Origin of the sequence: Bacillus sp. NPDC094106 (genome assembly GCF_044764345.1) — a bacterium.
Lineage (GTDB): Bacteria > Bacillota > Bacilli > Bacillales > Bacillaceae_G > Bacillus_A.
Window position 1 is genome coordinate 90,640 of the sequence record NZ_JBIWHY010000002.1, and the last position, 24,203, is coordinate 114,842.

At 35.2% G+C, this 24,203-nt stretch carries 29 protein-coding genes, 2 other RNA genes, 1 pseudogene and 2 riboswitches; of the genes and pseudogenes, 10 read left to right on the forward strand and 22 right to left on the reverse strand.

What is annotated here, in order from left to right:
• Positions 1-77: 77 nt before the first annotated feature.
• Entirely contained in the window at positions 78-275 is a 198-nt protein-coding gene (gene cspD, locus ACIQ7L_RS03240) for a cold-shock protein CspD (RefSeq protein WP_097848555.1), read from the forward strand.
• Positions 276-394: 119 nt separating this feature from the next.
• Positions 395-643 (forward strand): DUF2564 family protein, encoded by a 249-nt coding sequence (locus ACIQ7L_RS03245; RefSeq protein WP_400566554.1) that lies wholly within the window; start codon positions 395-397, stop codon positions 641-643.
• A 34-nt stretch (positions 644-677) separates the two neighbouring features.
• Here the strand turns inward: ACIQ7L_RS03245 and ACIQ7L_RS03250 are convergent, their stop codons facing one another.
• The 3 genes from ACIQ7L_RS03250 to ACIQ7L_RS03260 all read right to left on the reverse strand — a co-directional run bounded on the left by ACIQ7L_RS03250 (position 678) and on the right by ACIQ7L_RS03260 (position 2,158).
• A complete protein-coding gene (locus tag ACIQ7L_RS03250; RefSeq protein ID WP_400566556.1) occupies positions 678-854 on the reverse strand; it encodes a zinc-finger domain-containing protein in 177 nt (58 codons plus the stop codon).
• A gap of 12 nt (positions 855-866) precedes the next feature.
• Complete coding sequence (locus ACIQ7L_RS03255; protein ID WP_400566558.1) at positions 867-1,526, reverse strand: ribonuclease H family protein; 660 nt, start codon at positions 1,524-1,526, stop codon at positions 867-869.
• Between the two features lie 146 nt (positions 1,527-1,672).
• The gene (locus tag ACIQ7L_RS03260) at positions 1,673-2,158 is read right to left on the reverse strand and encodes a QueT transporter family protein (RefSeq protein ID WP_097897988.1); all 486 of its coding nucleotides are present in this window, start codon (positions 2,156-2,158) and stop codon (positions 1,673-1,675) included.
• 6 nt (positions 2,159-2,164) lie between these two features.
• A riboswitch (PreQ1 riboswitch) is annotated at positions 2,165-2,209 on the reverse strand.
• A 131-nt stretch (positions 2,210-2,340) separates the two neighbouring features.
• Here ACIQ7L_RS03260 and ACIQ7L_RS03265 point away from each other — a divergent pair.
• From ACIQ7L_RS03265 to ACIQ7L_RS03275, 3 genes are all read left to right on the forward strand, one after another.
• Entirely contained in the window at positions 2,341-3,213 is an 873-nt protein-coding gene (locus tag ACIQ7L_RS03265; RefSeq protein ID WP_400566559.1) for an aldose 1-epimerase family protein, read from the forward strand.
• Positions 3,214-3,307: 94 nt separating this feature from the next.
• Entirely contained in the window at positions 3,308-3,706 is a 399-nt protein-coding gene (locus ACIQ7L_RS03270; protein ID WP_097897990.1) for a reverse transcriptase-like protein, read from the forward strand.
• Position 3,707: 1 nt separating this feature from the next.
• A complete protein-coding gene (locus ACIQ7L_RS03275) occupies positions 3,708-4,613 on the forward strand; it encodes a DMT family transporter (RefSeq protein WP_141523236.1) in 906 nt (301 codons plus the stop codon).
• A gap of 2 nt (positions 4,614-4,615) precedes the next feature.
• Here ACIQ7L_RS03275 and ACIQ7L_RS03280 read toward each other — a convergent pair whose 3' ends face one another.
• Genes ACIQ7L_RS03280 through ACIQ7L_RS03290 form a run of 3 tightly spaced genes read right to left on the reverse strand, consistent with a single transcriptional unit; the run spans position 4,616 to position 6,490 of the window.
• A complete protein-coding gene (locus ACIQ7L_RS03280; RefSeq protein WP_400566562.1) occupies positions 4,616-4,876 on the reverse strand; it encodes a DUF6123 family protein in 261 nt (86 codons plus the stop codon).
• 57 nt (positions 4,877-4,933) lie between these two features.
• A complete protein-coding gene (locus ACIQ7L_RS03285) occupies positions 4,934-6,133 on the reverse strand; it encodes an MFS transporter (RefSeq protein WP_400566565.1) in 1,200 nt (399 codons plus the stop codon).
• Positions 6,134-6,139: 6 nt separating this feature from the next.
• On the reverse strand, positions 6,140-6,490 hold the full coding sequence (locus ACIQ7L_RS03290; protein WP_400566568.1) for a MerR family transcriptional regulator: 351 nt from the start codon (positions 6,488-6,490) through the stop codon (positions 6,140-6,142).
• Between the two features lie 262 nt (positions 6,491-6,752).
• On the opposite strand from ACIQ7L_RS03290, the gene ACIQ7L_RS03295 reads away from it, so the two are divergent.
• Positions 6,753-7,313 carry a cysteine hydrolase family protein gene (locus tag ACIQ7L_RS03295; RefSeq protein ID WP_400566571.1) on the forward strand — a complete coding sequence of 187 codons (561 nt, stop codon included), beginning with the start codon at positions 6,753-6,755 and terminating at the stop codon, positions 7,311-7,313.
• A gap of 62 nt (positions 7,314-7,375) precedes the next feature.
• Here ACIQ7L_RS03295 and ACIQ7L_RS03300 read toward each other — a convergent pair whose 3' ends face one another.
• Positions 7,376-8,005, reverse strand: coding sequence for a hypothetical protein (locus ACIQ7L_RS03300; protein ID WP_400566574.1), 630 nt, complete (start codon positions 8,003-8,005; stop codon positions 7,376-7,378).
• Between the two features lie 80 nt (positions 8,006-8,085).
• Positions 8,086-9,537 carry an RNA-guided endonuclease InsQ/TnpB family protein gene (locus ACIQ7L_RS03305; protein WP_400566576.1) on the reverse strand — a complete coding sequence of 484 codons (1,452 nt, stop codon included), beginning with the start codon at positions 9,535-9,537 and terminating at the stop codon, positions 8,086-8,088.
• Between the two features lie 155 nt (positions 9,538-9,692).
• Between ACIQ7L_RS03305 and ACIQ7L_RS03310 the strand changes: the two are divergent.
• Positions 9,693-9,942: pseudogene (locus ACIQ7L_RS03310) on the forward strand (winged helix-turn-helix transcriptional regulator); the annotation flags it as partial.
• A 94-nt stretch (positions 9,943-10,036) separates the two neighbouring features.
• Here ACIQ7L_RS03310 and ACIQ7L_RS03315 read toward each other — a convergent pair.
• From ACIQ7L_RS03315 to ACIQ7L_RS03350, 8 genes are all read right to left on the reverse strand, one after another.
• The gene (locus ACIQ7L_RS03315; protein ID WP_400566579.1) at positions 10,037-10,288 is read right to left on the reverse strand and encodes a hypothetical protein; all 252 of its coding nucleotides are present in this window, start codon (positions 10,286-10,288) and stop codon (positions 10,037-10,039) included.
• Positions 10,289-10,425: 137 nt separating this feature from the next.
• Positions 10,426-10,566: an FbpB family small basic protein gene (locus tag ACIQ7L_RS03320; protein WP_097963294.1), complete on the reverse strand. Its 141-nt coding sequence runs from the start codon at positions 10,564-10,566 to the stop codon at positions 10,426-10,428.
• A 430-nt stretch (positions 10,567-10,996) separates the two neighbouring features.
• The gene (locus ACIQ7L_RS03325) at positions 10,997-11,863 is read right to left on the reverse strand and encodes a 5'-3' exonuclease (RefSeq protein WP_400566581.1); all 867 of its coding nucleotides are present in this window, start codon (positions 11,861-11,863) and stop codon (positions 10,997-10,999) included.
• A 143-nt stretch (positions 11,864-12,006) separates the two neighbouring features.
• Positions 12,007-12,729 (reverse strand): P-type ATPase actuator domain-containing protein, encoded by a 723-nt coding sequence (locus ACIQ7L_RS03330; protein WP_400566583.1) that lies wholly within the window; start codon positions 12,727-12,729, stop codon positions 12,007-12,009.
• A gap of 383 nt (positions 12,730-13,112) precedes the next feature.
• Positions 13,113-13,276, reverse strand: a riboswitch (M-box (ykoK) riboswitch).
• Positions 13,277-13,592: 316 nt separating this feature from the next.
• Entirely contained in the window at positions 13,593-13,769 is a 177-nt protein-coding gene (locus ACIQ7L_RS03335; RefSeq protein ID WP_400566586.1) for a tyrosine-protein phosphatase, read from the reverse strand.
• A 39-nt stretch (positions 13,770-13,808) separates the two neighbouring features.
• Positions 13,809-14,195 (reverse strand): DUF350 domain-containing protein, encoded by a 387-nt coding sequence (locus tag ACIQ7L_RS03340; RefSeq protein WP_400566589.1) that lies wholly within the window; start codon positions 14,193-14,195, stop codon positions 13,809-13,811.
• Positions 14,192-15,424 carry a glutathionylspermidine synthase family protein gene (locus tag ACIQ7L_RS03345; RefSeq protein WP_400566592.1) on the reverse strand — a complete coding sequence of 411 codons (1,233 nt, stop codon included), beginning with the start codon at positions 15,422-15,424 and terminating at the stop codon, positions 14,192-14,194. Before ACIQ7L_RS03345 ends, ACIQ7L_RS03340 begins: the two co-directional genes overlap by 4 nt.
• A gap of 3 nt (positions 15,425-15,427) precedes the next feature.
• Positions 15,428-15,739, reverse strand: a complete 312-nt coding sequence (locus tag ACIQ7L_RS03350; protein WP_400566594.1) for a hypothetical protein — start codon at positions 15,737-15,739, stop codon at positions 15,428-15,430.
• A gap of 81 nt (positions 15,740-15,820) precedes the next feature.
• Here ACIQ7L_RS03350 and ACIQ7L_RS03355 point away from each other — a divergent pair, with 81 nt between their 5' ends.
• Entirely contained in the window at positions 15,821-16,270 is a 450-nt protein-coding gene (locus tag ACIQ7L_RS03355) for a hypothetical protein (RefSeq protein ID WP_400566596.1), read from the forward strand.
• A 154-nt stretch (positions 16,271-16,424) separates the two neighbouring features.
• On the opposite strand, the gene ssrS (ACIQ7L_RS03360) is transcribed toward ACIQ7L_RS03355, so the two are convergent.
• The 5 genes from ssrS (ACIQ7L_RS03360) to ACIQ7L_RS03380 form a co-directional block, all read right to left on the reverse strand.
• A non-coding RNA gene (ssrS, locus tag ACIQ7L_RS03360) (6S RNA) lies at positions 16,425-16,608 on the reverse strand.
• A 21-nt stretch (positions 16,609-16,629) separates the two neighbouring features.
• A non-coding RNA gene (ssrS, locus tag ACIQ7L_RS03365) (6S RNA) lies at positions 16,630-16,812 on the reverse strand.
• Between the two features lie 115 nt (positions 16,813-16,927).
• A complete protein-coding gene (locus ACIQ7L_RS03370) occupies positions 16,928-17,761 on the reverse strand; it encodes a sulfurtransferase (RefSeq protein ID WP_400566598.1) in 834 nt (277 codons plus the stop codon).
• A gap of 2 nt (positions 17,762-17,763) precedes the next feature.
• The gene (locus ACIQ7L_RS03375) at positions 17,764-18,036 is read right to left on the reverse strand and encodes a DUF2533 family protein (RefSeq protein WP_097897178.1); all 273 of its coding nucleotides are present in this window, start codon (positions 18,034-18,036) and stop codon (positions 17,764-17,766) included.
• A gap of 58 nt (positions 18,037-18,094) precedes the next feature.
• A complete protein-coding gene (locus ACIQ7L_RS03380; protein WP_400566602.1) occupies positions 18,095-18,553 on the reverse strand; it encodes a GNAT family N-acetyltransferase in 459 nt (152 codons plus the stop codon).
• A gap of 71 nt (positions 18,554-18,624) precedes the next feature.
• On the opposite strand from ACIQ7L_RS03380, the gene ACIQ7L_RS03385 reads away from it, so the two are divergent.
• Positions 18,625-18,879, forward strand: coding sequence for a DUF3931 domain-containing protein (locus tag ACIQ7L_RS03385; RefSeq protein ID WP_400566604.1), 255 nt, complete (start codon positions 18,625-18,627; stop codon positions 18,877-18,879).
• Between the two features lie 3 nt (positions 18,880-18,882).
• Here ACIQ7L_RS03385 and ACIQ7L_RS03390 read toward each other — a convergent pair whose 3' ends face one another.
• Positions 18,883-22,542, reverse strand: coding sequence for a dynamin family protein (locus tag ACIQ7L_RS03390; protein ID WP_400566607.1), 3,660 nt, complete (start codon positions 22,540-22,542; stop codon positions 18,883-18,885).
• A gap of 486 nt (positions 22,543-23,028) precedes the next feature.
• On the opposite strand from ACIQ7L_RS03390, the gene ACIQ7L_RS03395 reads away from it, so the two are divergent.
• Positions 23,029-24,192, forward strand: coding sequence for a DUF418 domain-containing protein (locus ACIQ7L_RS03395; protein WP_400566609.1), 1,164 nt, complete (start codon positions 23,029-23,031; stop codon positions 24,190-24,192).
• Positions 24,193-24,203 lie beyond the last annotated feature (11 nt).

Below are 24,203 nucleotides of genomic sequence, written 5' to 3' on the forward strand. Positions count from 1 at the left end.
TAGTTTTATGAATTTGCAAACATTTCAGGCGAATGTTACTAAATGAAAAGTAATCGTTTTTTAGGAGGAATTGTAACATGCAAGGAAAAGTAAAATGGTTTAACAACGAAAAAGGTTTTGGATTTATCGAAATTGAAGGCGCTGACGATGTATTCGTACATTTCACAGCTATTCAAGGCGACGGCTACAAAGCTTTAGAAGAAGGTCAAGAAGTATCTTTCGACATCGTTGAAGGTAACCGCGGACCCCAAGCTGCTAACGTAGTAAAACTTTAATCCAACATATAACAGGAGGTTGCCTACTAGGTAACCTCCTTTGTTATTCCTTTGTATATTTCCTTTTTGCAGAGTAAAAACTATGTGCAATGTAACAGAATACAAAGGAGGAATCGACAATGGGTTCACATGTAAATGATTTTGAAGAAGTAAAATTACGCGTAGAAACAGCACAAAAAATGGTAGGTTCTGCGACAATTACAATGGATCCAGAATCACTAGAGCATGCGACAAATGCAGTCGAATCTGCACGTTCACAGCTTGAAATCATGAAATCTGTTGCGACAGACTTGGATGAACCATTCTTAATGAATGAAGAAAAAAAATTAAGTAAATGTGAACATCAATTGCAAGAAGCTAAGCATTGAAAAAACATCCAGAGAGCTACCTCTGGATGTTTTTTCATGATAATTGATCTCCATATTTCTTTAACTTTTCGCCAATGGTACATTGCCGAATACAAAAAGAATGAGCGTAATACCTACTACGTGTTTTTCTATAATGTTCTTGCAAAAAACATCCTTCACAATATGTTTCTAATAAATCATTTGCCTCTGTAATGAGCTGCTTTTTATTCACCGCTGCACCTCTCTATTCGGTTATTTCTTTATGACTGTCGATGGCTGTTCCTTCCAATGCTTGCGTTGCTAATTGATGCGCCTCTTTGTTTTGTTTTCTTGCTACTGGCTCACAGACAAGCTTTAATTTCATTTGCTTTGCTTTTTGTTCAATCTGATCTAAATAGTGATTCAGATGTTCATCATAGCAAGGCCATTCTCCAGCTAATTGCTGCAAGGCCACTTGGGAATCGCCATGAAGTGTAATCGATTCATATTTAATCCCTAATTCCTCCAGTACATTCATTCCATATAATAATGCTGCATATTCCGCCTCATTATTATCATATATCCCCGCTATGTACGCATTACGACGAACTCGGTAATTTGCATTCCCTTTTCTATAATAAATACATATACCAATCCCTGCTTCTTTTGTTTCCAGGTCATACCCACCATCAAAGTACATACGAATGTCTTGTGGTTCTTCTTCTACTTGCTTACTGAGCTTTTTCATTTCTTTTAGCGTCCATTCCGCGTCCATCTCATCGTAAAATACAAGTTCTTTTACTCTTCCTGTTTTCTCAAAATCAGCCGCAAATTGAAGTGCCTCTTCTATACTCATATAATCTGTTGTTAATTCTGTTTGCAGATTAGACTTTGTTTTATATAGCCAATGTATTTTATATTTCATACTCATTTCCCCCTATATAAGACTTCGTATTTTTATTATATTTTACCAATAGTCATAGTATTATATTCGAATGGAAGTTGACGAGTGTCAACTTTTAAAATACAAAAAGAGCTGCTCCATATCGGAAGCAGCTCTTTCTATTCATGTTACATAAATCTATTAAATTGCACTCGTTTATTCATCCAATACATAACCGGCATACCAATTGCCATCACGACAAATTCACCAGCTGCGCATGTAAGCCATGTAAATAAAAATGGCAGGTCAAATGCTAGATGAAGTTCAATTGCTATCATAAACATTGTAACTGTAAAGATAACTGTATTAAAAATCATACGAGCCCAAACACCCTTAATAAAACGCATGGAAATAATCGTAGCAAGAAGTGCAAGAATGGATTGCCCTACTCCAAATACTAAATCATACGCAATCATAGGTGAGAAAAAGAGATTTGTTAAAAATACGCCTAAGACAATTCCATAAATCGATTTCTTATTAAATACAACGAGATGGTTAAACATCTCCGAAATACGAAATTGTACATTCGTAAAGCCAAACGGCTGAATAAGCGCGGAAACAGCAATGTATAATGCCGCTAAAATACCATTACCAACTAATGTTTTTATATTCATGACAAAATCTCCTTAGTTTTTTTACGTGGGATGGTTTCGAACCACGTGATTCGTTTTTAAACAACAATTTTATATTGTACGCAATAGCCAACCATTCGTCAATAGATTTCTACCATTCACTACCCTTTTTCGAATAGACAACGTATAATAAAGGATATGAAGGATTTAGGAGGTTTCGCTTCATGACAGTAACAATTCAAAATGAAAAACTGATCGTTTCCCTCTCTGAAAAAGGTGCAGAGTTACAAAGCATTTGCTTAAAAGAAGATAACACAGAATATATGTGGCAAGGTGATCCTAAATATTGGGGACGTCGTGCACCAATTTTATTCCCAATTGTCGGTAGATTAGTGGACAATACATATTATGTAGATGGTAAACCTTATTCATTAACACAACACGGCTTCGCTCGCGACCTTACATTTTCCATAGAAGAGCAAAGTGAAACAAAAATTACTTATGCAGTCTCCAGCAATCAAGAAACTATTCAAAAATATCCGTATGAATTTGAGTTGTCTGTTTCTTATGAGCTAGATGAGCAAAATATACATGTTACTTACGAAGTACATAACCCTACTTCAAAAGAGATGTTCTTTTCTATCGGAGCACATCCAGGCTTCAATTGTCCATTAGTAGAAGGTGAGTCATTTACAGACTACCATTTATCATTTCATGGCCCTGAACATTTAGAAACAAGCATACTAGAAGGCGCATTTCTTTCAAAAGAAAAACGACTCATCGCTAAAAATACGACCGAATTACCACTTACATACGATTTATTCAAAAATGATGCCCTTATTTTTGAAAATATGAATACAAGTGAAATTTCTATTCGCTCTCATAAACATAATAAGTTTGTAAAAGTAGCATTTGAAGGCTTCCCATTTGTCGGTGTGTGGACACAAAATAATGATGCCCCTTTCTTATGTATTGAACCTTGGTATGGAATTGCTGATGAAGTAGAACCAGCTAAAGATTTCAAAGAGAAAAAAGGTGTGCAATCCTTACAAGCGAATGAAACATTTGCATGCCGCTACAGCATTACAATTGGATAAAATGCATTTTTATTTTCTATCCCCCGCCTTTAGAAACTTTTAGGCGGGGGCTTACTATAAGCTAACGCTATATAAATAATGGAGGTATTAAGTTTTGATCGAAGTATATATTGATGGTGCATCAAAGGGAAATCCGGGGCCTTCTGGTGCTGGCGTTTTTATTAAAGGCGTACAACCGCCAGTGCAATTATCACTGCCGCTTGGAACGATGTCTAACCATGAAGCAGAATATCATGCACTACTCGCTGCATTAAAATATTGTACAGAACATAACTATAGCATTGTATCTTTTCGCACAGATTCTCAACTTGTTGAACGTGCAGTAGAAAAAGAGTATGCAAAAAACGAAACGTATGCACCACTTTTACAAGAAGCGCTGGCGTACATCGAGAAATTTGACCTTTTCTTTATAAAGTGGATTCCAAGCAGTCAAAACAAAGTTGCTGATGAATTAGCAAGAAAAGCTATTTTACTAAATGAATGGGGGTCATAGCGTGAAAAAAGGGTGGATTGCTCCTCTTGCTTTATTATTTGTCTCCTTTATTTGGGGAGCCACATTTGTCGTCGTTCAAAATGCAATGTCATTTGTTGGTCCATTTACGTTCAATGGTGTTCGATTTTTATTTGCTGGAATTATTTTGTTATTCGTCCAAATGATGTTTTCGAAAAAAACTTCAAAACAACAAATTCAAGATAGTAGTATCGCTGGATTAATTGTCGGATTCTTCTTATTTATCGGTTATTTATTACAAACATTTGGATTAATTTATACCACTTCCTCTAAAGCAGGATTTTTAACTGGACTCAGCGTTGTTATGGTTCCAATTCTTTCATTTATCTTTTTGAAACAAAAAGCTACACCTTTTATCGTACTCGGCATTATCGCTGCTACAGCTGGCTTATATTTACTAACCGCTGGTGATTCTTTTCAATTCAATATTGGAGATATGCTTGTTCTCGGCTGTGCAATTGCCTTTGCAGCACATATTCTGATTAATGGGATCTTTTCCAAAAAGATATCCCCTCTGTTATTAAGTACATCTCAAGTATTGTCCGTTGGAATTTTCTCTACCATCTGTGCTTTTTTATTTGAGGATTGGGAGAAATTATTTTCAATCTCTTTATGGACGAATGATGCCTTTTTATTTGCTCTACTTGCAACATCCTTATTTGCAACAGCAATCGCTTTTTTTATTCAAACAGCTGCGCAAAAGCACACCTCTCCAACGAGAGTCGCCATTATTTTCGCAATGGAACCTGTCTTTGCCGCATTAACAGGCGTTCTTGTTGCAAACGAACAACTTTCGATTTCCGCAATACTTGGTTGCCTTTGTATTTTCCTAGGCATGATTTTCGTTGAACTTCCTTCAAAACAAAAAAAAGAAGCGCAGGCTGCGTGAAGTTATGCTTGTAACTTCCGCATAAAAGCCTTTGCGCTTTTTTTGTCCGTAATTTCCTCTTCTTTCAATCTCTCTAACAGCGCCACAAAATAACTTCCATCAAACTGTAATTGATGTTTAATCGTCGCTTCAATCGCTGCGTTCACGATTCCATCAGATGCACCCGTATATCCTTGACCAAACATAATAAATCCTTGTGCTTCTTCTGATAATTTGAATCCTTTTGTATGTAAGAATGAAAGATAATCTTGCACTGTTTGCATGCTGTTCCCACCTAATTCAAAAAATTGTCCCTTCCCTATCATACATGTTTTTAGACTTTATGAGAATGAATTTTCTTTGACACCTTCTTTATATTGACTTGCTTTTCGATATGATAAAAACAACATTGCCATCGCAAGTAATTCAAATATCGCGCCTATATAACCAAGATAGACAATGGAACTATACTTCAAAATAAATCCACCAACAATCGCTCCTATAGCAATCCCTATATATAACGTTGAAGCGCTTAAAGATAACACAACCGACGGCGATTTATTTGACAAGGAAATAAGATAACTATTGAGCGGCGCATTAAATAACCATGCCGCAATTCCCCAAATTGTTCCCATCAGAATAACGAAAACAATTGGTAAATTCCCATTAGAAAAATTCATCATAATAGACAAAGCTAACATAGATAAGCCGAAACATATAAAACTGATTTGAATTATCTTGATATTACCGAATTTATCACCACTATATCCACCAATAACGTTTCCAATGACACTTCCTATTCCCACCATGACTAGTATATAGCTAATCTCTTCACTCCTCATACTTGTAATGGTTTGAATAGCAGGTACAACATAATTATAAATTGAAAATCCACCAATTGTTGCAAAGGCAAAACCTACTAAAGCCAGTACTATTCTTCCATCTTTAAGCATTAACATGCGTTCTACAACCGGTATTTTTAATCCTTTTTGAATGGATGCTGGTAAAAATAACATCAACCCAATACTGCCTATACATCCCCATAGTGAAACAATAAAAAAGGTAGCTTGCCAGCTTATTATACTTCCAATCCATGTACCAAAAGGTGCTCCGATTACAATTGCCACTGTAAGTCCTATATTGACAAAGGCAATTGCCTTTCCTCTTTCCTTTTCGGAAACAAAACTAGATGCCACCCCAATTGCTGTAGGAGTATAAAGTGCTGCTCCTATCGCTGCTCCCATTCGTGATAAAAATAATAAAGAAAATGAAGAAACACATGCGGACATAAAATTTGATAATGAAAATATGCTTAACGCTAGAATGAGAACTGTTTTTCTAGGCATATTTGCTGTGATTGTTGCAAGTAATGGTGAAGAAATTGCATATGTAAGTGCAAAGATAGTAACTAATTGTCCAGCTAGGCTAATAGAAACATCTACATCATTTGCAATACTAGGCAATAATCCTGCAATCATAAATCCATCTGTCCCTATTGCAAACGTACCCATTGTTAATAGAAAAATACGAAAGTATGACATTTATATTCACACTTCTTTCCAATAAGAAATTTTATTTTCTATATAAGCTTTTGCCATTTGAAGCACTTCAATTTTTTCATTGATTTCAACTAATTTCTTCTCATACATTGTTAACGCCATTGTTTTACACTCACTACCATGCTGCTCCGGAGGGCAATTCATAATATGAGAAATTTTGTCCGCCGTTAAACCGACTGATAAATATAGTTGGATTGTCTTCACACGGCCTATATCCTCATTCGCATATATCCGATACCCATTCTCTAACCTTGTTGGATGTAGTAAATTTTTTTCTTCATAATACCGGAGCGATCTTACACTAACTCCAGTTTGATTTGAAAGTTCACTAATTTTCACTTTCCATCCCTCCCCTTGGTTATATTGTAAGGTGTTACATGATGTGAAGGTCAACAATGAAATTGGAATAATTTTCTTATACAAACAGGATTTACTGACAACATCTAGAAGTAGATACAGTGAAACTTGAATCAACAGTGACTTTCTTCACGACTCACCTATCTTCTTTACTCTGTTCGGAATATTGACCTGAGAAGACGTTTGCCCCAAAATAACGGAATGAAAAGAGAATCTTATATTTTATTTAAAAAGGAGCTATTTAATGAAACAAGCCCTATTAATTATTGATGCCCAACAAGAGCTTATTGACGGTAACGAACAAGAAGCTGCAGTATTTCATAAAGACCAATTATTAGCTGCAATAAATGTAGCCATTCAAAAGGCTCTTCAATCCAATGCTCTGATTATTTTTGTCAGAGATACTGATGTTGCTTCCGGTATAGGACAAGGATTTCAAATACATAAGGAAATTACAGTACCTCCTGAAGCCGTCGTTATAGATAAACAGGCTACCAATTCATTTTATAACACTTCTTTACAGGCCCTTTTAAAAGAGAAAGAAATCGGTCATCTCATTATAGGAGGATGCAAAACCGAGCATTGTATTGATACTGCCGTTAGAACCGCAACCGTACAAGGATTTGATGTCACTTTAATACAAAATGGCCACTCAACGACCGATTCTACCATTCTATCAGCACAGCAAATTATCGAACATCATAATAAAACACTACATGGTCATTATAATGTCGACCATTTTTCTATTATAAGAGATGTCGAGGAAGATCTATTTTCCCCTATTCATGATCAATATCGTGAATAGAAAAATCTCATTTCTAAAGTAAAAAGATTCCTTTTGCGAAAGGAATCTTTTTTCATCTTCATTTATACAAACAAAACATTTCTTTGTGCTCCTTCAAGAACCCCCTCCTGAATTTGTTGTACAAACTTGTAAATTGTTTGTTCTTTCTGCAAAGAGACTATTTCTTGTTCATTCATATAAGCTGCATAGTAATATTTCCATAACAGTATAATCATCTCAATTTTATTTTCCTTTTTAAACAACGGATTTTTTTGGATATAATCTACAAATGAATTAGCATTCGTTACATATTCAATTTTTATTTGAGTAACAATACATGATAATATTTTTTTAGAGTAGTACCGAACTACACCTTCTTGTTCCATCTCTTTCACTATACCTATAAATATCTCATCCGTTACTTTGCTTTTTTCACCAAAATAGTGCATCCATTCTTTACATGTACGTCTTTTGTTATTTTGTATGCATAATATCAGTTGATTCACGTATACACGATTTGTATCTTGATTATTTCTTATTTCTATTTCATCATTTTGATTTAACTGTACATAGCCTTTTTCAAGTAATTCAATGAATAATATTCCTATCGTGTACAGTGGCAAACTAAATGTATAACGACTGTTTATTGTCATTGGTTGCTCTGCAAGACAGCTACTAATAAAGCCTTTTGTCATCTTCCCCATTTCTTGCATATATAATCCCTCCCCTATATGAAAATTCCCGCCACTTATCTCCTTCGGATCTTGAAGTGGGGGTTTCTCGTGTATCATCTTCAAGAGATGCTTAATACGAGTGGAGTTGACACAGCTGCCTGATGGCACAACCCCTCTATTCCATTGGCAAATGCCTTTAGAACTGCTTTTTTTAAGATATTATAGGAACCATTCACATCAGCGTTCAGTAGTTTGTTCTCTTTCGTACGATACAAGCCACGTTTGATACGTTTTCCACTGAATACAGGAATATCTTTCTCACCGTAAGTAGGAATCGCATCATTGTCTAGAAAGGATGCCTTGCTTGTATACGATTCTTCCACCACTTGTACAGTAATACCCTGTCGATGCGCCTTATATGTGATCATTTCAATGAGTAGATTATGCGGGATATGGCAGAAGGATTGATTCTGCCTTTTTCCTATATCACTGTTTTGTTTCCATGATGTATTTTTCCCAATGACAATCATAGAGATCTCATGTTGAACTGCGAAATGAACAATATGGTAACTCATTTTGTGAAAGAGATCTTTTATTTTGAGAAACCGTTTTTCATGAAGCCTCTCTAAACGCTTGGATGTATGTGGTCCTTCTTTGGGTTCTTTTCCATGACGAAGAATACTCAGTAAATGCGCCTTTTGTTTGTTGTAGTACTGATTAATACTTTTGATGACATTGCCCTTTACTAACACAGGTATGGTTCCTGTATTCGTTGTGATAGTTGCAATGTTATGAATCCCTAAATCAATACTCATATAACGGTTATTGTCCACATGCTTAAGTGCTGGCTCAGATTGTTCTGTCACAATTTCAATCTTAAACTTCCCATAAGCAGGAGAAACACGTACCTCTTTGAGATTATCAATCCGTCCAAACAATTTACCTATATTTAATTTTATGCTTGTTTTTGGAAAACGAATGTACTTATCTTGGAGTTTACATACTTGATTCGTGAATACAATTTCTTTCATAGATGATTTGATGTATTTGGGAATGCGAGGTCTGCCCGTAAAAGTGGAATGATGTTTCTGATATGCTTTCATGGAAGCAAAGAATGATTTCCAATTTTGATATAATTTCTTCATAACCGCTTGATTCACTTGCGATGGTAGATTTATATAGTCTTGTTGCTTCATTGTTTTAAACAAACAATCTAGGAAGTTATAGGATAGGAATGATTTCTCTTTTGTCGGTAACGTAAACAGATTACACTTGATTTCTTTCCGTTCTTCTGCCGGCTTTTCTTTCTGCTTTTGCACACGTTTTTGATACGCATGAAGTTGATTTTCATTTATGATTTCAATATATGCTTGTAATGTATGGAGAACTTCTTGTTGAAGGGGCTGTAGAGTTTTCTCTGTACGTAAAGCCGTATACACTTGGCGAATGTAGAAGTTTGTTGTATTGTAGAGATTTTTTGCATTTTGACACATTTCCATGAAGTAGGCGTACAATTTATGCCCTTTCTTGATCCAAATTTGATAGGTTGCATATTCTTTTTCTGTTGTCATCATGTTCACCACCTTCTTTTCTTCATGATACTACAAAACAGCCGAAAAGAACATACATTCGCCGTGCTACAAAAATATTTTTACAAATTCGATGGCAATTCATCTCCACCTTAAACTGGGCTATGCCCTGCACGTTTTGAAGATGGAGTTTTCTTGCCAATTTTTCGATAAATGGTCCAATGCGCTTTAGTGCCATTCAACATTTATTTCCCAAAATTACACATAAAGTATTAACGAAACAATTACGTGAATTAGAAGATGATGGTGTAATCGCAAGAAAAATTTATCCAGAAATCCCGCCTAGAGTATTCTTTAACAGATCTCGGCGAAAGCTTACAGCCCATTTTACAAATGATGTACGACTGGGGAGAAAAGAGGATTCAGCAATTACAAAAAGAATCATAATTAAATACCCTTACAAAAAATAAGGAGATGCGTTCAAATTACGTCATCTCCTGCTACTACCTATTATTTATTTCAACCGTAATATCATAACAAATTATTTATTTAATATTCTATTCAGCTCTTTCTGAAATATCATAATTTCTAAATCATCTTTTAACATTTTATCAATGTCATACCCTATAATAAAATTCTTTACATTCGAGTTAAAAAAAACAATTGAACCATACTTATCTTGAAACCATTTTTGTTGTCTTAGTAACTTGAATTTTTTGTTAGCTATTCTTTGTTTTTTTGTAGGAATACAAAGAACAAATTGTGCGGCCATCTCTCCTATGAATTCACCCACTTTTTCCCCTTCTTTCTATGTTATAAGCTCACTTTGAAATCAGTATCAATATATGGTGTGGCTATAATTGTTTATCTTTATATACAAAACCCCTTCAGATTATACATGAAGGGATTTTATATATAATGTCATTTTCTTTAATTACTCGATACACGGTACGATACATGTCGTCTTTCAATTTTTTCTTCTATTTCTCTTATATTCTCTTTATCGTTCAATAATAATTGTTTATTCTCTATCAATAATTGTTTAAAGGATTTTCTTATTTTTTTTCGCATGTTTCTTTTCCTCCTTCACTATTACAAATAACTTATCAAAGGATTATTTATATAAAAGATAAGTAATTATCTGTGTGGTTTTATAATAAAAGATACATGTGAAATCCATTTGAACTCGACATGAAAACTATGTATTTTTTCTGATAAATTTATCAATTGAAAGAAAGCACAAAAAAACGTCCGATCAAATATATTTGATCGGACGTTTTTTGTGTGAAACAATCTCTTCTAATACTATATAAATCCATTTTAATTCTTTGACATCTAAACCCCTGCTATGCAGAATACAAAGTAACCTACACTCGTTTGCTCGTTCTGTTTTTACTTCGCATGTGGCAGAAAAAGGCCCTGACCGCCTCTATGCATGGCCAGATGCTCTCTCCCACCTAAAAGAGGAGTTTTATGTTTTTTAATAAATGTATATATATTTTTATAGCATATTTATAAATATTTCAGGTCTTCCCCAGTTCATTTGCGCACAAACAAATCGTATTTTCTCTTCATCAATTGTATGCAGACCCTCTTCTAGTAAGCATGAAATTGGAACTTCACAATGAATTTTCGCCAATTGTAATGATACATTTAAGTTCTCTAAATCACTTTCAATTTTTGTACGTTGTGCTTTTGTTAATAATGCTATGTTTTCTAATACTGCCGCTACTGTTCCGTGTTCTTGAATGAGCTTATATGCCGTCTTTTCACCAATTCCTTTTACACCTGGATAGTTATCACTTGTGTCTCCCATAAACGCTTTCGCATGGACGATTTGCCAAGGTTCTACTCCTTTTTCTTCCATAATCTTCTCAGGAGTATAATACTCATAGTTTCCGATTCCCTTACGAAGAAGCATGACCGTAACATTTCTATCGACAAGTTGTAGTAAATCAGTATCCCCTGTTAAGATATATACTTCCGCTTCATTACAATATTCTTTTGCTAACGTACCAATGCAGTCATCAGCCTCATAGCCTTTCATACCAATTACAGGAACAGATAGCTTCGATGTCATGTCTTGCACTAAATCAAATTGTGGAATTAACTCTTCTGGTGGTGCTGCGCGGTTTGCTTTATAATTTGAGAACGATTCCGTTCGAAATGTTGTACTTCCCATATCCCAGCACGTTACAACATGCGTCGGTTCAATTGCTTGCGCTGCTGTTAATAAATGTTTCATATAACCATGGATCCCATTTGTTGGGGTACCATCTTGTCGTTTCATAAATTGTCCATACACACTTGTTGCGTAAAAAGCACGAAATAATAGTGCCATACCATCAACTAACAATACTTTTTTCATAATTCCTCTCCTACTAACAAAAAATAATAACCTCACGTCATCACGTAAGGTTATATGAATAGATTACCATTCTACGTCTCTTTTCAACTCTATCTATTATACATTGTTTTAATATATTTAGCACCATTAACGGTTTAATATGTCTAGCTACGGCACGTATGAAGTAATCCAGAATACGTATTTTTACCTGTTGAAACGACCACAGCCTTCGCAGTTCCCTTTACAATATGTGTGCCTTGAAAACATACATTTTCAAGTTGAAGTGGATTGTAATCTTTCATACGCTTTAATGGCATAAACCGTTTACGTTCCAGATGATAACAGCTTTCGAATTTCTCAATATTCGTTTCGTTCCCTGTTAGCATTGATTCATTTACTAACAAATCTTCTGCATAAATAATACGTACATCAGCTGGAACGATATCACCTTCTGAAAGAAAAACCATATCTCCTGGAACAAGTTCTTCAACTGGAAGTTTCATTATTTTCGATTCACTATTCATCCCTGCAATTGTACATCCTTCTACTCTAGAAACAGTTACCGTTACAATCTCACACTGATCTTCATTATGAACACGTTGCTTTGCAAATCCAGGAATCATTCCGCCTAGTTTCATCATTACATCAGAAAGGATTGCTCGTTTTGAAGATAATTCATTTTTTCCGTACACATGAATGCGTTTTTGCGCTTCTTTCATAGAAAGACCATCTCTTGTTGTTTTAAAATAAGCAAATACAGATTTCACATCTCTTGTTGCAATTTCGATTAACAAGTCTTTATTTTGTTTTAACATAGATTGTTCTTTCATCATTTTTTTATTTTGTTTATGAGGCATGTTACCCACAATTTTGTTTACATATAACATATTATCGTCTCCTCCTTTACAACATAGGAAGAAACGCTTTGTTTCTCAATTTATCTCACTTTAACAATTTATGTATTTTTATGGCCTGTTAAAGTGTTCCACGTTCAACTTATAACTATAAAATTGAACGTTATCTTATGATAAATATAGGGGGGGAGGAACAAGTCGTTTCCTGCCTACATCATATATTTTTGTTTCGAAGTATATGGGTAACGGAACCGAGTCAGAATTTGACATGCTCCTCACCTCCTCTTTCATTTTTTAGTCAATATTTATACTATGAAAATCTCTCACAGCTTGTTAATAAAAAGACCTCTACTCTTAAACGAGTAAAGGTCATTACATACATAAATAAGCGATTCCTAATAAACATAGGAATCTACGAACCTCTCCCTCGCCGAGTTTTAGCACTGTATAGCATAGGTGTGTTACCAGCTACGTTAAGAAAAACCTTAATTCGATCATTCCTGTTGACCCATTGGCGTCTCTCGACATTTTTGGGCAGTAGCATTTCTCTATACAGGAGCCTCACCTAACAGAGACTTATTTTTTATTATATAGAAAATGTTACTCTTATTTAAAATAGATGTCAACACCTTGAATTCAAACTTTTCCTTATTACAGCAAGTATTTCCTAGAAAATGATTTATATATACATCAATTCAAAACCGACATAAAATCCCTCTTTTTAGGTGGGAGAGAGCATCTGGCCATGCATAGAAGCGGTCAGGGCCTTTTTCTGCCACATACGAAGGAAAAACAGAAAGAGCACACGAGTGTAGGTTACTTTTTATTCTGCATAGTAGGGATTTAGATGTCGAAAAATTAAAATGGATTTATATAGACCAGGAACACTCTTATTCTCATACTAATTGTTTAAGGTTTTGTATGCTCTTTTTCTCAAGGTGACAAGCTTGAAGAAGACACACTTCAACATCTCCATACTTTTTTATAATTTCACCGTAAACTTCATCTAAATATTCAGAGCGAACTTCTAACATAGGCTTGATCCGCTCTGGTGAGACTTGAAATAAACTCATCCACCTAATAAAAACCTCACGTATCAAACGTAAGGTTTTTCAATATGTTAAGCACCCAGCAATCACAATTCCAATAGAAATTGATAAAAACATAAGGAAAAGTCCGACGGCTTGGTTATCATCTTCAATGCTTTGATTAATATTAAAACGCGGCGTAAGCCATTCTGCTAAATAAAACACAATAATTTGGGCTAATACTCCAATCGCTCCCCATAAAACCATATCCATTAATGAAACAGAATGAGCAGCAGTCGAATACAAGACGACAGCAAGACCAAGAAGTCTTCCTCCAAGTGCGTAGCTTGCTGCTCGATTCCCTTTAGCCATTAACGAAAATTCCTTCACTTTTGTTGTCACTGCCATAAGAAACAGACCGATACATAAAAGACCGAGTGAAACCGCTAAATAAAGTAAAAAATTCATCATTTATAATCCTCCTTCTTAATCCCTACAGGTAAATAATAAGATTCATTCCCCGTAATTTTTTCACCGGCACGTATACCGATACTACTTGGTTTTCCAGCAATTAAAAACGATCCAAACACATACGACAGCTCCTCGTTTCCTTTTTCAGTCTCAAGAGAAACAACTGGCAGCTTTATATACTTTTGAAAGACAGGAAGTTCTTTTTTATACGTTTGATATGAATTTTGAATCACAATATTCGTGTCTTTGTCACGAATTGTAACCGTGTCACCTTCTCTACCGAACGAAGGTTTTTGAACAAAAGAACTTTTTCCTAAAAATAGATCTGGTTCTAAGTAAGTAGGAAGCATATATTCCTTAATCCATTGTCGTTCCTCATTTGTATAAAAAGCGCCTATCTCAGCTAATCCCCAAATCAAACATTGAATCGATTTCGGCTGAAGTAGAAAGGATGAAACAGGATTTATAATAAAGAGTTTTCCTTCCTTTACAAGTTGCAGTAACTCAATCCCTACAAAATCTCCCGTTTTAGGATCCCGGTCCTCAACCAAATCTTCAATAGGATATGTTTGGCGATACAAAATATCAATTGGCACACCGTCTCTATCGACCAAAGCATCGTCAGTAATTCTAAGTTCTGACATTGACACCATTTTGTTTTTAACCTGACATAGCTGACTCAAATACATAGTAGTATTCCAATCTTCTATATGTTCATGATGGGCCGTGAAGACAACGTTTGGCATCTCTATTCCTTTAGCAGCCTCCATTACAGCTTTTGTGATACCAGAAGAAAGAAGTCGTTCCTGATTCTCGTTTGGGTCATGATAATTTAATTCTTTGCATACTTTTCCATTCATTTGGAAGCATTCTACGATAAATGTTGGGGTATCACTATTAAACTCAAGCATTTTGATACCACAATCCGTCAAAACAAAATCAAACCGTGAAATAACAGATTCAGGAAAAAGAGATTTCATTCTGATAAAAGGCAGACTTGTAGATGGAAAACCAAGTTCAAGAAGCTGATCATCCGACAAGGTCCGAAGAAGCCTAGCAGTCTTAAAAAATACTTTTCCCATTCGTTCTGTTGCTAATTGCAAATGCCTAATAGTTTGTTCTGTTATTTCAAAAACATAAAAAAGGCTATACTCACTCCCGTATAAGTCAGACCAAAAATGAGGAAACCTTGAATAAAATTGACTTCGTTCCTTTATGTAAAACGACATGATTTAACCTCCAAATCCGCCCTTTGAGCCGCTTCCAATTCCCCCTTTAAAATTAGAAGAAGCTTGATAGGACTTAAATTCAGATGAATTTTTGAAAGTTGATTTATTTTGATAATATGTACCACCGTAATAATAATGCCCATGATAACTTGAATGATTATCATCACATCGCCACACGCCAAGTTCATCATCCCAATCCCAATCGGAACAGCTCTTATCATTCGGTTTTGGAGGAAGATTTTCTGTACAGCCAGATAAAGTGCTGGCCATTAAAGAAGTAAGAACACCAGTTACTAACCATTTCGTTTTTGTCACCTTCCCACACTCCTTATAGATTATATTTTTATTATAAAAGAATTCATGATAAAGTAGAAGAAAAAGGAAGAGGGATAACTATTGCGGTTAGAATATCGGCTCAATGATGAAGCTAAACAATATCCTGCCTTATGGAACTATACGGATATTCCTATCTCTGAAACCGTCGCAAGGATGACTTGTGAGTATTTCATTAAAGAAGGGGATACGTATGTCGTAACAGCGACCGCGATGGACCCTGACGGAACAGCAGTATTATATGTCCAAAAAGAAAAATTCTTCGATGATTCGTCAGAAACCACATATTCTCATATAGGTTTTGAGATTAGAGAACTACAAGGAGAAAATTCGATTTTGATAGAAAGTAAATATGTATGGAATCATGACGAAATCTTAACGTATCTTCATTCAGATATTTTGTACGTTCAAAAGGGCGGAATATTTCTGGAATTCACCTTAGACTCAAGAGAGATTGATGAAGACCGAAAGTGCTATGTTTATTATGGAGAATTTACAGGTGAATGCAGATAACAATAAAGTGAAACTCCCATCAGTGGGGGTTTCACTTTATTTCTAATATTTTTTTATAGTTCCCACACAACGAAATTTAAATCATTTCAAGTACGCTGATAAAAAAGGGCTCCTACAACAAAAAAAATCTTACGCATAAAACGTAAGATTTTTATATAGTCCCACACATGCCGTTATCTCTAGATGTCCATAAACCTGCTCTCACAGGTGGATGTCCTCACAAATGTTTGCAGTTTCCTTCTTAAAAAGACGGCGTGCTGTTTCCATTTAAATATTGAACTTCCGTATTATACTCATTGGTTTAAGACATACATAAGCTACGTACACCGTAGGAATTTTATATAATGTTAGTTAAAATAAGACCCCCGCACGTGCCGTCCCTCGTAAATGTCCAAAAACCCGCTACTTGTAGGTGGATGCCCTCACAGCTACCATATATCTTCCTTCACAAAGAAGGCTTGATGATGGTCGCTAAATGTTGAGCTTCCGTATAACTAACATCGGTTTTAGACATAAATAAGTTACGTACACCGCAGGATGTTTTATTTACTTGTCGCTATCTTATCACATTGCATGCAATGTGTAAAATGTAATGTTTTGAAGCAATTTCTTGCTTGTGACCTTATTTTAATACAAAATATTTTTGTATGCAAGGGTTTACTGTCCTTCTTTTACAATTTGATTTTCCGGATAAGAAATCCAGTCACTCCAGCTCCCAGCATACAACTTCACATTACGAAAACCAGCTGTTTGTAACGCTAATACATTCGGACATGCTGTTACACCAGATCCGCAATAAACGATTGTTTCCTTCTCTTTATTAAGATGATGGAAACGTTCCTCTTGCTCATCTTTATTTTTGAACTGTCCTTTCGCTGTGATTCCATCTTTCCAAAAATAGTTTTCTGCTGTCGGAATATGACCCGCACTATGATCGACAAGTTCTTCGGCACCAGCATAACGCTTTGGCTCCCTAGAATCAATTAACGTAATATCTGCATTTGTACGAATCTTTTCTTTCACATCTTCCATCGTCACAAGCAAGCTTTCTTGTACGTTTGGCATAAAATATTTTCGTTCAAATGTTGGAACTTCCGCTGTTGTAGATAAATGTTGTTCTTTCCAAGTAGGAAAACCACCATTTAACACATATGTTTTTTGATGTCCTACATATGTTAATAGCCACCATAGACGCGAAGCCATTGCACCAGCTTGACTGTCATATGCAACAACTGTTGTATGTTCATCAATACCAGCTTGAGAAAGCTTTTCGGCAAAATCCTCAAGGTTCGGGAGTGGATGACGGCCACCATTCTCCGTAATAGGACTGGACAAATCAAGATTCAAGTCGAAATATAGTGCATGGGGAATATGTTCTTTTTCATACTGTTCTCGTCCCCAATTTGGATTAGCTAAGTCAAAACGACAATCAACTATACGAACATGTTCATCTTCTATATGCTCTCGTAACCATTCGACTGTAACAATCATGTTTAACGACCTTCTTTCTCTTGCAGGCGACTTACATACTCCATAACCATATCTTCTGTTACAATTTTACGTTGCGGTGCAACACCTCGTTTAGCAAGGTCATTGATTTGCTTTGTTACCATATTAATTGCATCTACTGAGAAATGTTTTCCATTTGAAGCAAGTGCTACCGCCGCTTCAATTGCCGCTTCACGCTGTGCTTCTAGCTGTAAAAATGTTGTCACAATTTCATTTTGTTTACGAGAATGTGCTGTAATTGCTTTATGTACTTCCATCTTCTCTTCCCCCTAAGTAAAATTTGTACTTTCTTGCCAGTTCTTCATAAGAAAATGACTACGCGAGTTCCATTGTAAGCCGAATCATATCACGGCATACAATTCCATTTTCAATAATCTCTTCTTCATAATGCTTTGAAAAGTAATCAAAATCAATAGAAAAAATACGAAAACCACATTTTTGATATAATGCAAGCTGCGAAACACTAGAATTTCCTGTCCCAACTTCAAGTGTATGCATATGATGTTCTTTCGCAGTTATAATCGCATGTTGTAACAATTGTCTCCCAATGCCTTGTCCTTGTAACTCTTCCAAAACAGCAATATTCATAATTTCCATTGCTCGTGGCCTTGTTTGAAGCAATACATATACACCTATTACCTTTTCTTCCTCTTTCATAGCATAGATAAGACCGCGCTGGAGATATGAATTGATTTGACGTTCACTTGGATCGGCAAGCAATAACAGCGACTTCGGTGCAATCTCTTTAGAAATACGCTCTATTACAATTCCCATAAAATTTCTCCTTTCTCTCTTGTTCTAAACCCTCCTTGTCTACCATAAGTAATACAAAGGAGGGATTCACCATGGACAACAATGAGAAAAAGTGCAACGTCATCTCAATTGATGGAAAGAAAAAGAAAAATGGAACATATTCCTATCCAAAATTAGTTGTAGAAGGAAAACCATATGAGTTTTCTTCATTCGTCTTATGCGGTGAAACACCAGATGGTAGACGATTAGTTCTTACTCATATGATTTCTACAGATGAATTTGCAGGATTCGTAAAATCACTGGATACTGTATTACAAAAGAAAATTGAACAAATCTTTTTTTCATAGAAGTTATACAATATGAATTTCTTTTTCGATTGCTGCTAATTGTTTCTGTAATTGTCCCTTACTTTGTTCATATAGCGATACATCAATTGTTTCTGCTAAAGCGAATAATACACTTTCATAATATTGCTTAACATCTTGCTGCATCACTTCTCGGAATAGGTCCCACTTCACTTCCCATTCTTGTTTATAGTGATGAATAAATAATTCTTCTTCATCCGCTACATATTGGGATACGAAAGGCTCGAGTGATTCCTTCGTATCTTCTTGCATGGCTGCTTTATCATTTTTCTCAAAAAAGCTTTTCTCGTTTTTAAAATGGGATAATGCCTTTTTAAAATCTTTTATTTCTATAGAAGGAAACGGCTCTTTATGTGTAATAACTTGGTACTCATAATCCGCTGTTCCATTCATAGAGATAGATTTATTTTCCGACTTACATTTTACTGCAATTTCATCCCCTGCACGCTGCATCGTTTCATCAATCCATCTTTCAAGACGCAGTGAAGTTGCTCGCATTTCTTGCACCAAATCATGCTGAATGAAGGATACAAGCTCCATGAGGCATTCTTGCAACTTAATTTTTACATTTCCATCTGTTCGAAGCGATGCTGGGTTAATAAATTCAGTAAACACATCGTTATAACGTAAAAATAAACGTTGCTGTACATAATACAACAGTTCTTTCACTTCATTTTGCATTGCCTGTTCTTCAGCAAGTACACTATACGATGAAATAATATGAAGTAGCTGCTCACGTTCTGCTTCATATTTTTTTATTTGCTTTTCTTTTTCATCATTTCCTTGCTTGGCTCCTTGTATCATGTTTGCAAGAAGTTGATCTGCGCTTTGCAGTGCACTATATAAAGAATGTACAGACACGAGCATTAAATCACGCATCATAAAGGATGTAAATGATTCCTCAAACTTTGTAATTCCCGAATTTTGCAAGATTCCATACTGTTCTTTTGAAATACTCTTTCCTTGTTTCTCTTTCAGTGCACATAAGCTTGAAATTGCAAACAAGCGCGGATTTCGAATACCGTATTGTAAGAGCTGATCTGCAATATATCCTTTTACCATTTCAAGTTCATCCTCAGACTCTGCTAAGTCCGCTGCATTAATTAGGAAGAACATTTTATCAAGTGCAAATGTATCTTTCACACGACCAAGCTGAATTAAAAATTCACGATCTGCTCTTGAAAAGACATGATTGTAATACGTTACGAATAGAATTGCATCCGCATTTTTTATGTATTGGAATGCAACATCTGTATGGCGGGCATTAATAGAATCTGCTCCCGGCGTATCAACAAGAGCAACCCCTTGTCTCGTTAAAGCACAATCATAGTAGAGTTCCATATATTCCACAAAACATGACTTTTCTTCATTCGCTACATACTCAGCAAATTCTTCTAACGTAACTTGTACTTGTTCTCCTAAGTTGTTAGAAACTGCCTGATATCCTCTTTGTACCGCACGTAAAAAACTAAATGTTGTTTTTTGCTTTCCACTTGGTGATGGATACTGAATGATTGTATCTATTTGTGATAATGCTTCTTCCAATGTTGCTATTTCATAATGAAACAGTTTATAAACTGCTTTCATATCTTCTAACAATGCTTGCTTTGATTTAAATTGAACAACCACCGTACCGTGAGGTTTCTCTTCTGTAATTGGCAAAATTTGATTGATCGTCGCCGTTGTCGGATTTGGTGACACTGGGAGCACATTTTCACCAAGCAAAGCATTTGCAAATGATGATTTCCCTGCACTAAACGCCCCAAATAGCGCTACTGTAAATTGTTTCGTTTCCACACGTTTTCTTTTCCCAACAACTTCTTGATGCAAATGTTTAAGCGTAGGAAGAGGTTCTAATATCGTTTCCGCACCTTTTACTTGTTCTAATATACGATGAATATTTAATGTTGCTGTCGTTTTTACATTTTCTTCATTATAAGAAATGCTATCACTTCGCACCTCTTGTTCTTGTAATGTAAATTTCTCATTTACAACCTGCTTCTTACCTTGCAATACTTCTTCTATTTGTAATCCATCTGGCACTGGTACATGATCGCTCCAAATACCTTGTAAGTAATTTTCGTATTTATCATACGCTTTAACATATTGTAATTTTGTTTCTTTCGCCGTCTGCAATACCGCATATTGTTCAATTTCTTCTTCAATGTGAACAATCTCTTCTTTGACCTTTTCCTGTAAAACACTCGTACTCTTCTCGAAAATCTGCTGCGCTTTCATAAAGTATCTTTTCTTTAGCTCATTCGCAACATCCGCTGTATACAGAAGCAAGTAATCTCCTGTAAATCCTGCACCTTGTTTAATTGTTTCTGCTAATAATTCGGGATTAAAAGAACTTTGCATTGCATATATGTCTTTTCCTACTTCTTCTGTAAACAACCCTTCACCTTTTAAGAAAGCTACAATAAACTCTTTTACATGGAAATCAAGCTGCGTTTCAACGGTCTTCTCTAGTGCTGAATAAAATGCATCTAAACGCCGCTGTTTTTCTTGCTCTGTTTTTCCTTTTGCAAATAATAAACCGACTTTAAATTTTGTTAGTTTCGTTTCTAAATATTGATTCGCTAGCTCTCTCATTTCAAACGGCATTAAGTAAGCGTTATCTAATATTGCTTGCAAACCTTTTATAAACTCATTTTTTACATCGGATTCTTTATTATCCACACGTCGTTTATTTTCAAGAAGCTCTTCCTTCTTTTCCATTACTTCTGAAAGCGATAACGGTGATGCTAATTCTTTTTCATATGGCATAAGCTGTTTTTCATTTTCTGAAAGAACGAATGAAAAATGCTCTTGTAATAAATATTCTGTTTCTCTTTCCATACCATTGCTCACATATTGTTCACGCGCTTTCATAATAGAAGAAAGCAAATTCTCTAATTTTTGAATTTCATTGTGCGGATGGTTCGTCATTCGTAAAGAAGTATAAAAAATACCATCTACTTCAATATCCCAATTAGAGAATGATTGTTTCACACTTTGCCTATAACTCTCAAATGACAGCTCATTTTCTTTATGCTTATCAATTTGATTGACAACAAGATACACCGTTTTATTACGCTGCTTTAATTCTTTCACAAACTGCAAGTTCACTTCTGATTGAACATGATTATAGTCCATCATGTAAAAAATAACGTCCGCAAGATGGAGCGTTGATTCTGTTGCTAATTGATGCGCGTCGTCCGTCGAATCAATTCCAGGTGTGTCAACAAGCATGACACCATCAGGAATTGGTGCATCATTTCGGTAAATATGAACGCCAATTATTTCATCACCATTTTTACAAAGCTGTTTCAACTCTTCCGCTGAATACGCACCGTCATATTCATAGTGCTCTCCAGATTTCACTGTAACAACAACACGATCCTGTCCCTTTTCAATTTTAACTACATTTGCACTTGTTGGAATCGGACTTGTCGGCAATAGCTGCGCTTTATATAAGTGATTCATCATCGTTGATTTCCCAGCAGAAAAATGGCCACAAAATGCAATCATAAGCTGTTCTTCTTTATATTTTTGCATTACCTCAAACAATTTCAAGCTATTTTCTGTATCACCATACTTCTGCCATTCTTCATAAAAACAAACAAGTTTTTTCATACTGTTTGTCTGTACTATGTTTGTCATCCCCTTGATCCCCTTTATTCCAAGATGTATATACCCTATTATCATACTAAATTTTCAGCATATTCACATCAAAAATAAAAAATCCCCTTCATTCTTTTTACAAATGAAAGGGATTCTATGTGAGATTATTCATTTTGTTGTTCCAACCTCATTTAACACATACTTTGTAATGACAGCATATACAACAACCGTTCCTGCAATTAATGTATACATCATATTTAACACCAGCCTTTTTTGATAATGATTATCAATTTTGTATTCATTTTATCATTAAAGAGAATCATTATCAATATTTTTTTTCGAAAAGAAAGCCCCTTTGAAAGAAGGGGCTTTTTACTGCCTGTTTTAAAGGAGTGAAAAACTTGTTGTGCACTCTTATTATATCTCATCATACACATCTTAATAGTTTCAAAAATTGGAAATACCTCTATCTCCTTTTGTTTACATTTTGTATAATAAAAGGGATTTGCTTAAAGGAGGAAAATAATGACACAAAACATTTCACAAGGCGAGAGGATTCATTCTATCGATATTATTAGGGGAATTGCTATACTTGGTATTTTTCTTGTTAACTGGCCTGTTATTGCCGGTGTTGACACTAGTGAAATCACAGGAAGTTATGAAGGAATAGACCGTTATATCCGCCTATTTTACGACATGTTTATTCAAACAAAGTTTTATACTATTTTTTCATTTTTGTTTGGACTAGGATTTTATATTTTTATGCAACGTGCTGAGACAAAAACAGATCATCCAAAAACATTGTTTGTTCGTCGACTTCTCATCTTATTGTTGTTTGGTTTCTTACATTACGTCCTTTTATGGGATGGGGATATTTTACATAGCTATGCAATTGCAGGATTTTTCTTATTTTTATTTTATAAAAGAAAGCCTCGTACTATTTTAATATGGGCTTTAGTTTTATTAGGACTTTTCCAATTTTTCATGCTACTAGTGAGTTTAATCCTTATGTTTATACCAATAGAAGAATTAAGAACTTCCCTCCCCATTATGCCTTTAGAAAATTGGGGAGTACAAGTGCAAGATCGCTTTACAGACTTTTACTCTGAAGTAATCCAGACAAACCTTTCTATGCTTCCAGAAATAGTTGGATTATTCTTACTCGGTCTATATGCTGGCAAAAAAGACATTTTCCGCCGAACGAAGGAACTAGATCCAAAACTAAAAAAATGGCAAATCATTATGTTCGTTTTAACATTACCTATGTGGTTCTTCATGATTCGCTACTTTGTGGCAAAACAACCATACGAGCCAATCCACATGTACGGTCTTACAATGTTTAGCGGGAAAACATTATTTATCTTTTACATTTTCACACTTATGCGTTTATTACAGCGAGAAAGATGGCAAAAGCTATTACGTCCCTTCCAATATGTAGGACGAATGGCACTAACAAATTACATTTCACAGACAATCATTACATTGCTTGTGTTTGGTCTAGTTTTCAAAAATTACTTACCAATACCATTATGGATCGGCCCAATATTTTGCATCGGCTTTTATACATTACAAATCTTTATTAGTCGCTGGTGGCTCTCTCATTATCAGTACGGTCCACTTGAATACATTTGGCGCCTAGGTACGTATGGGAAATTGATGCCACTCAAAAAGAAAAGCAAGGTCTCTTAATGAGAACCTTG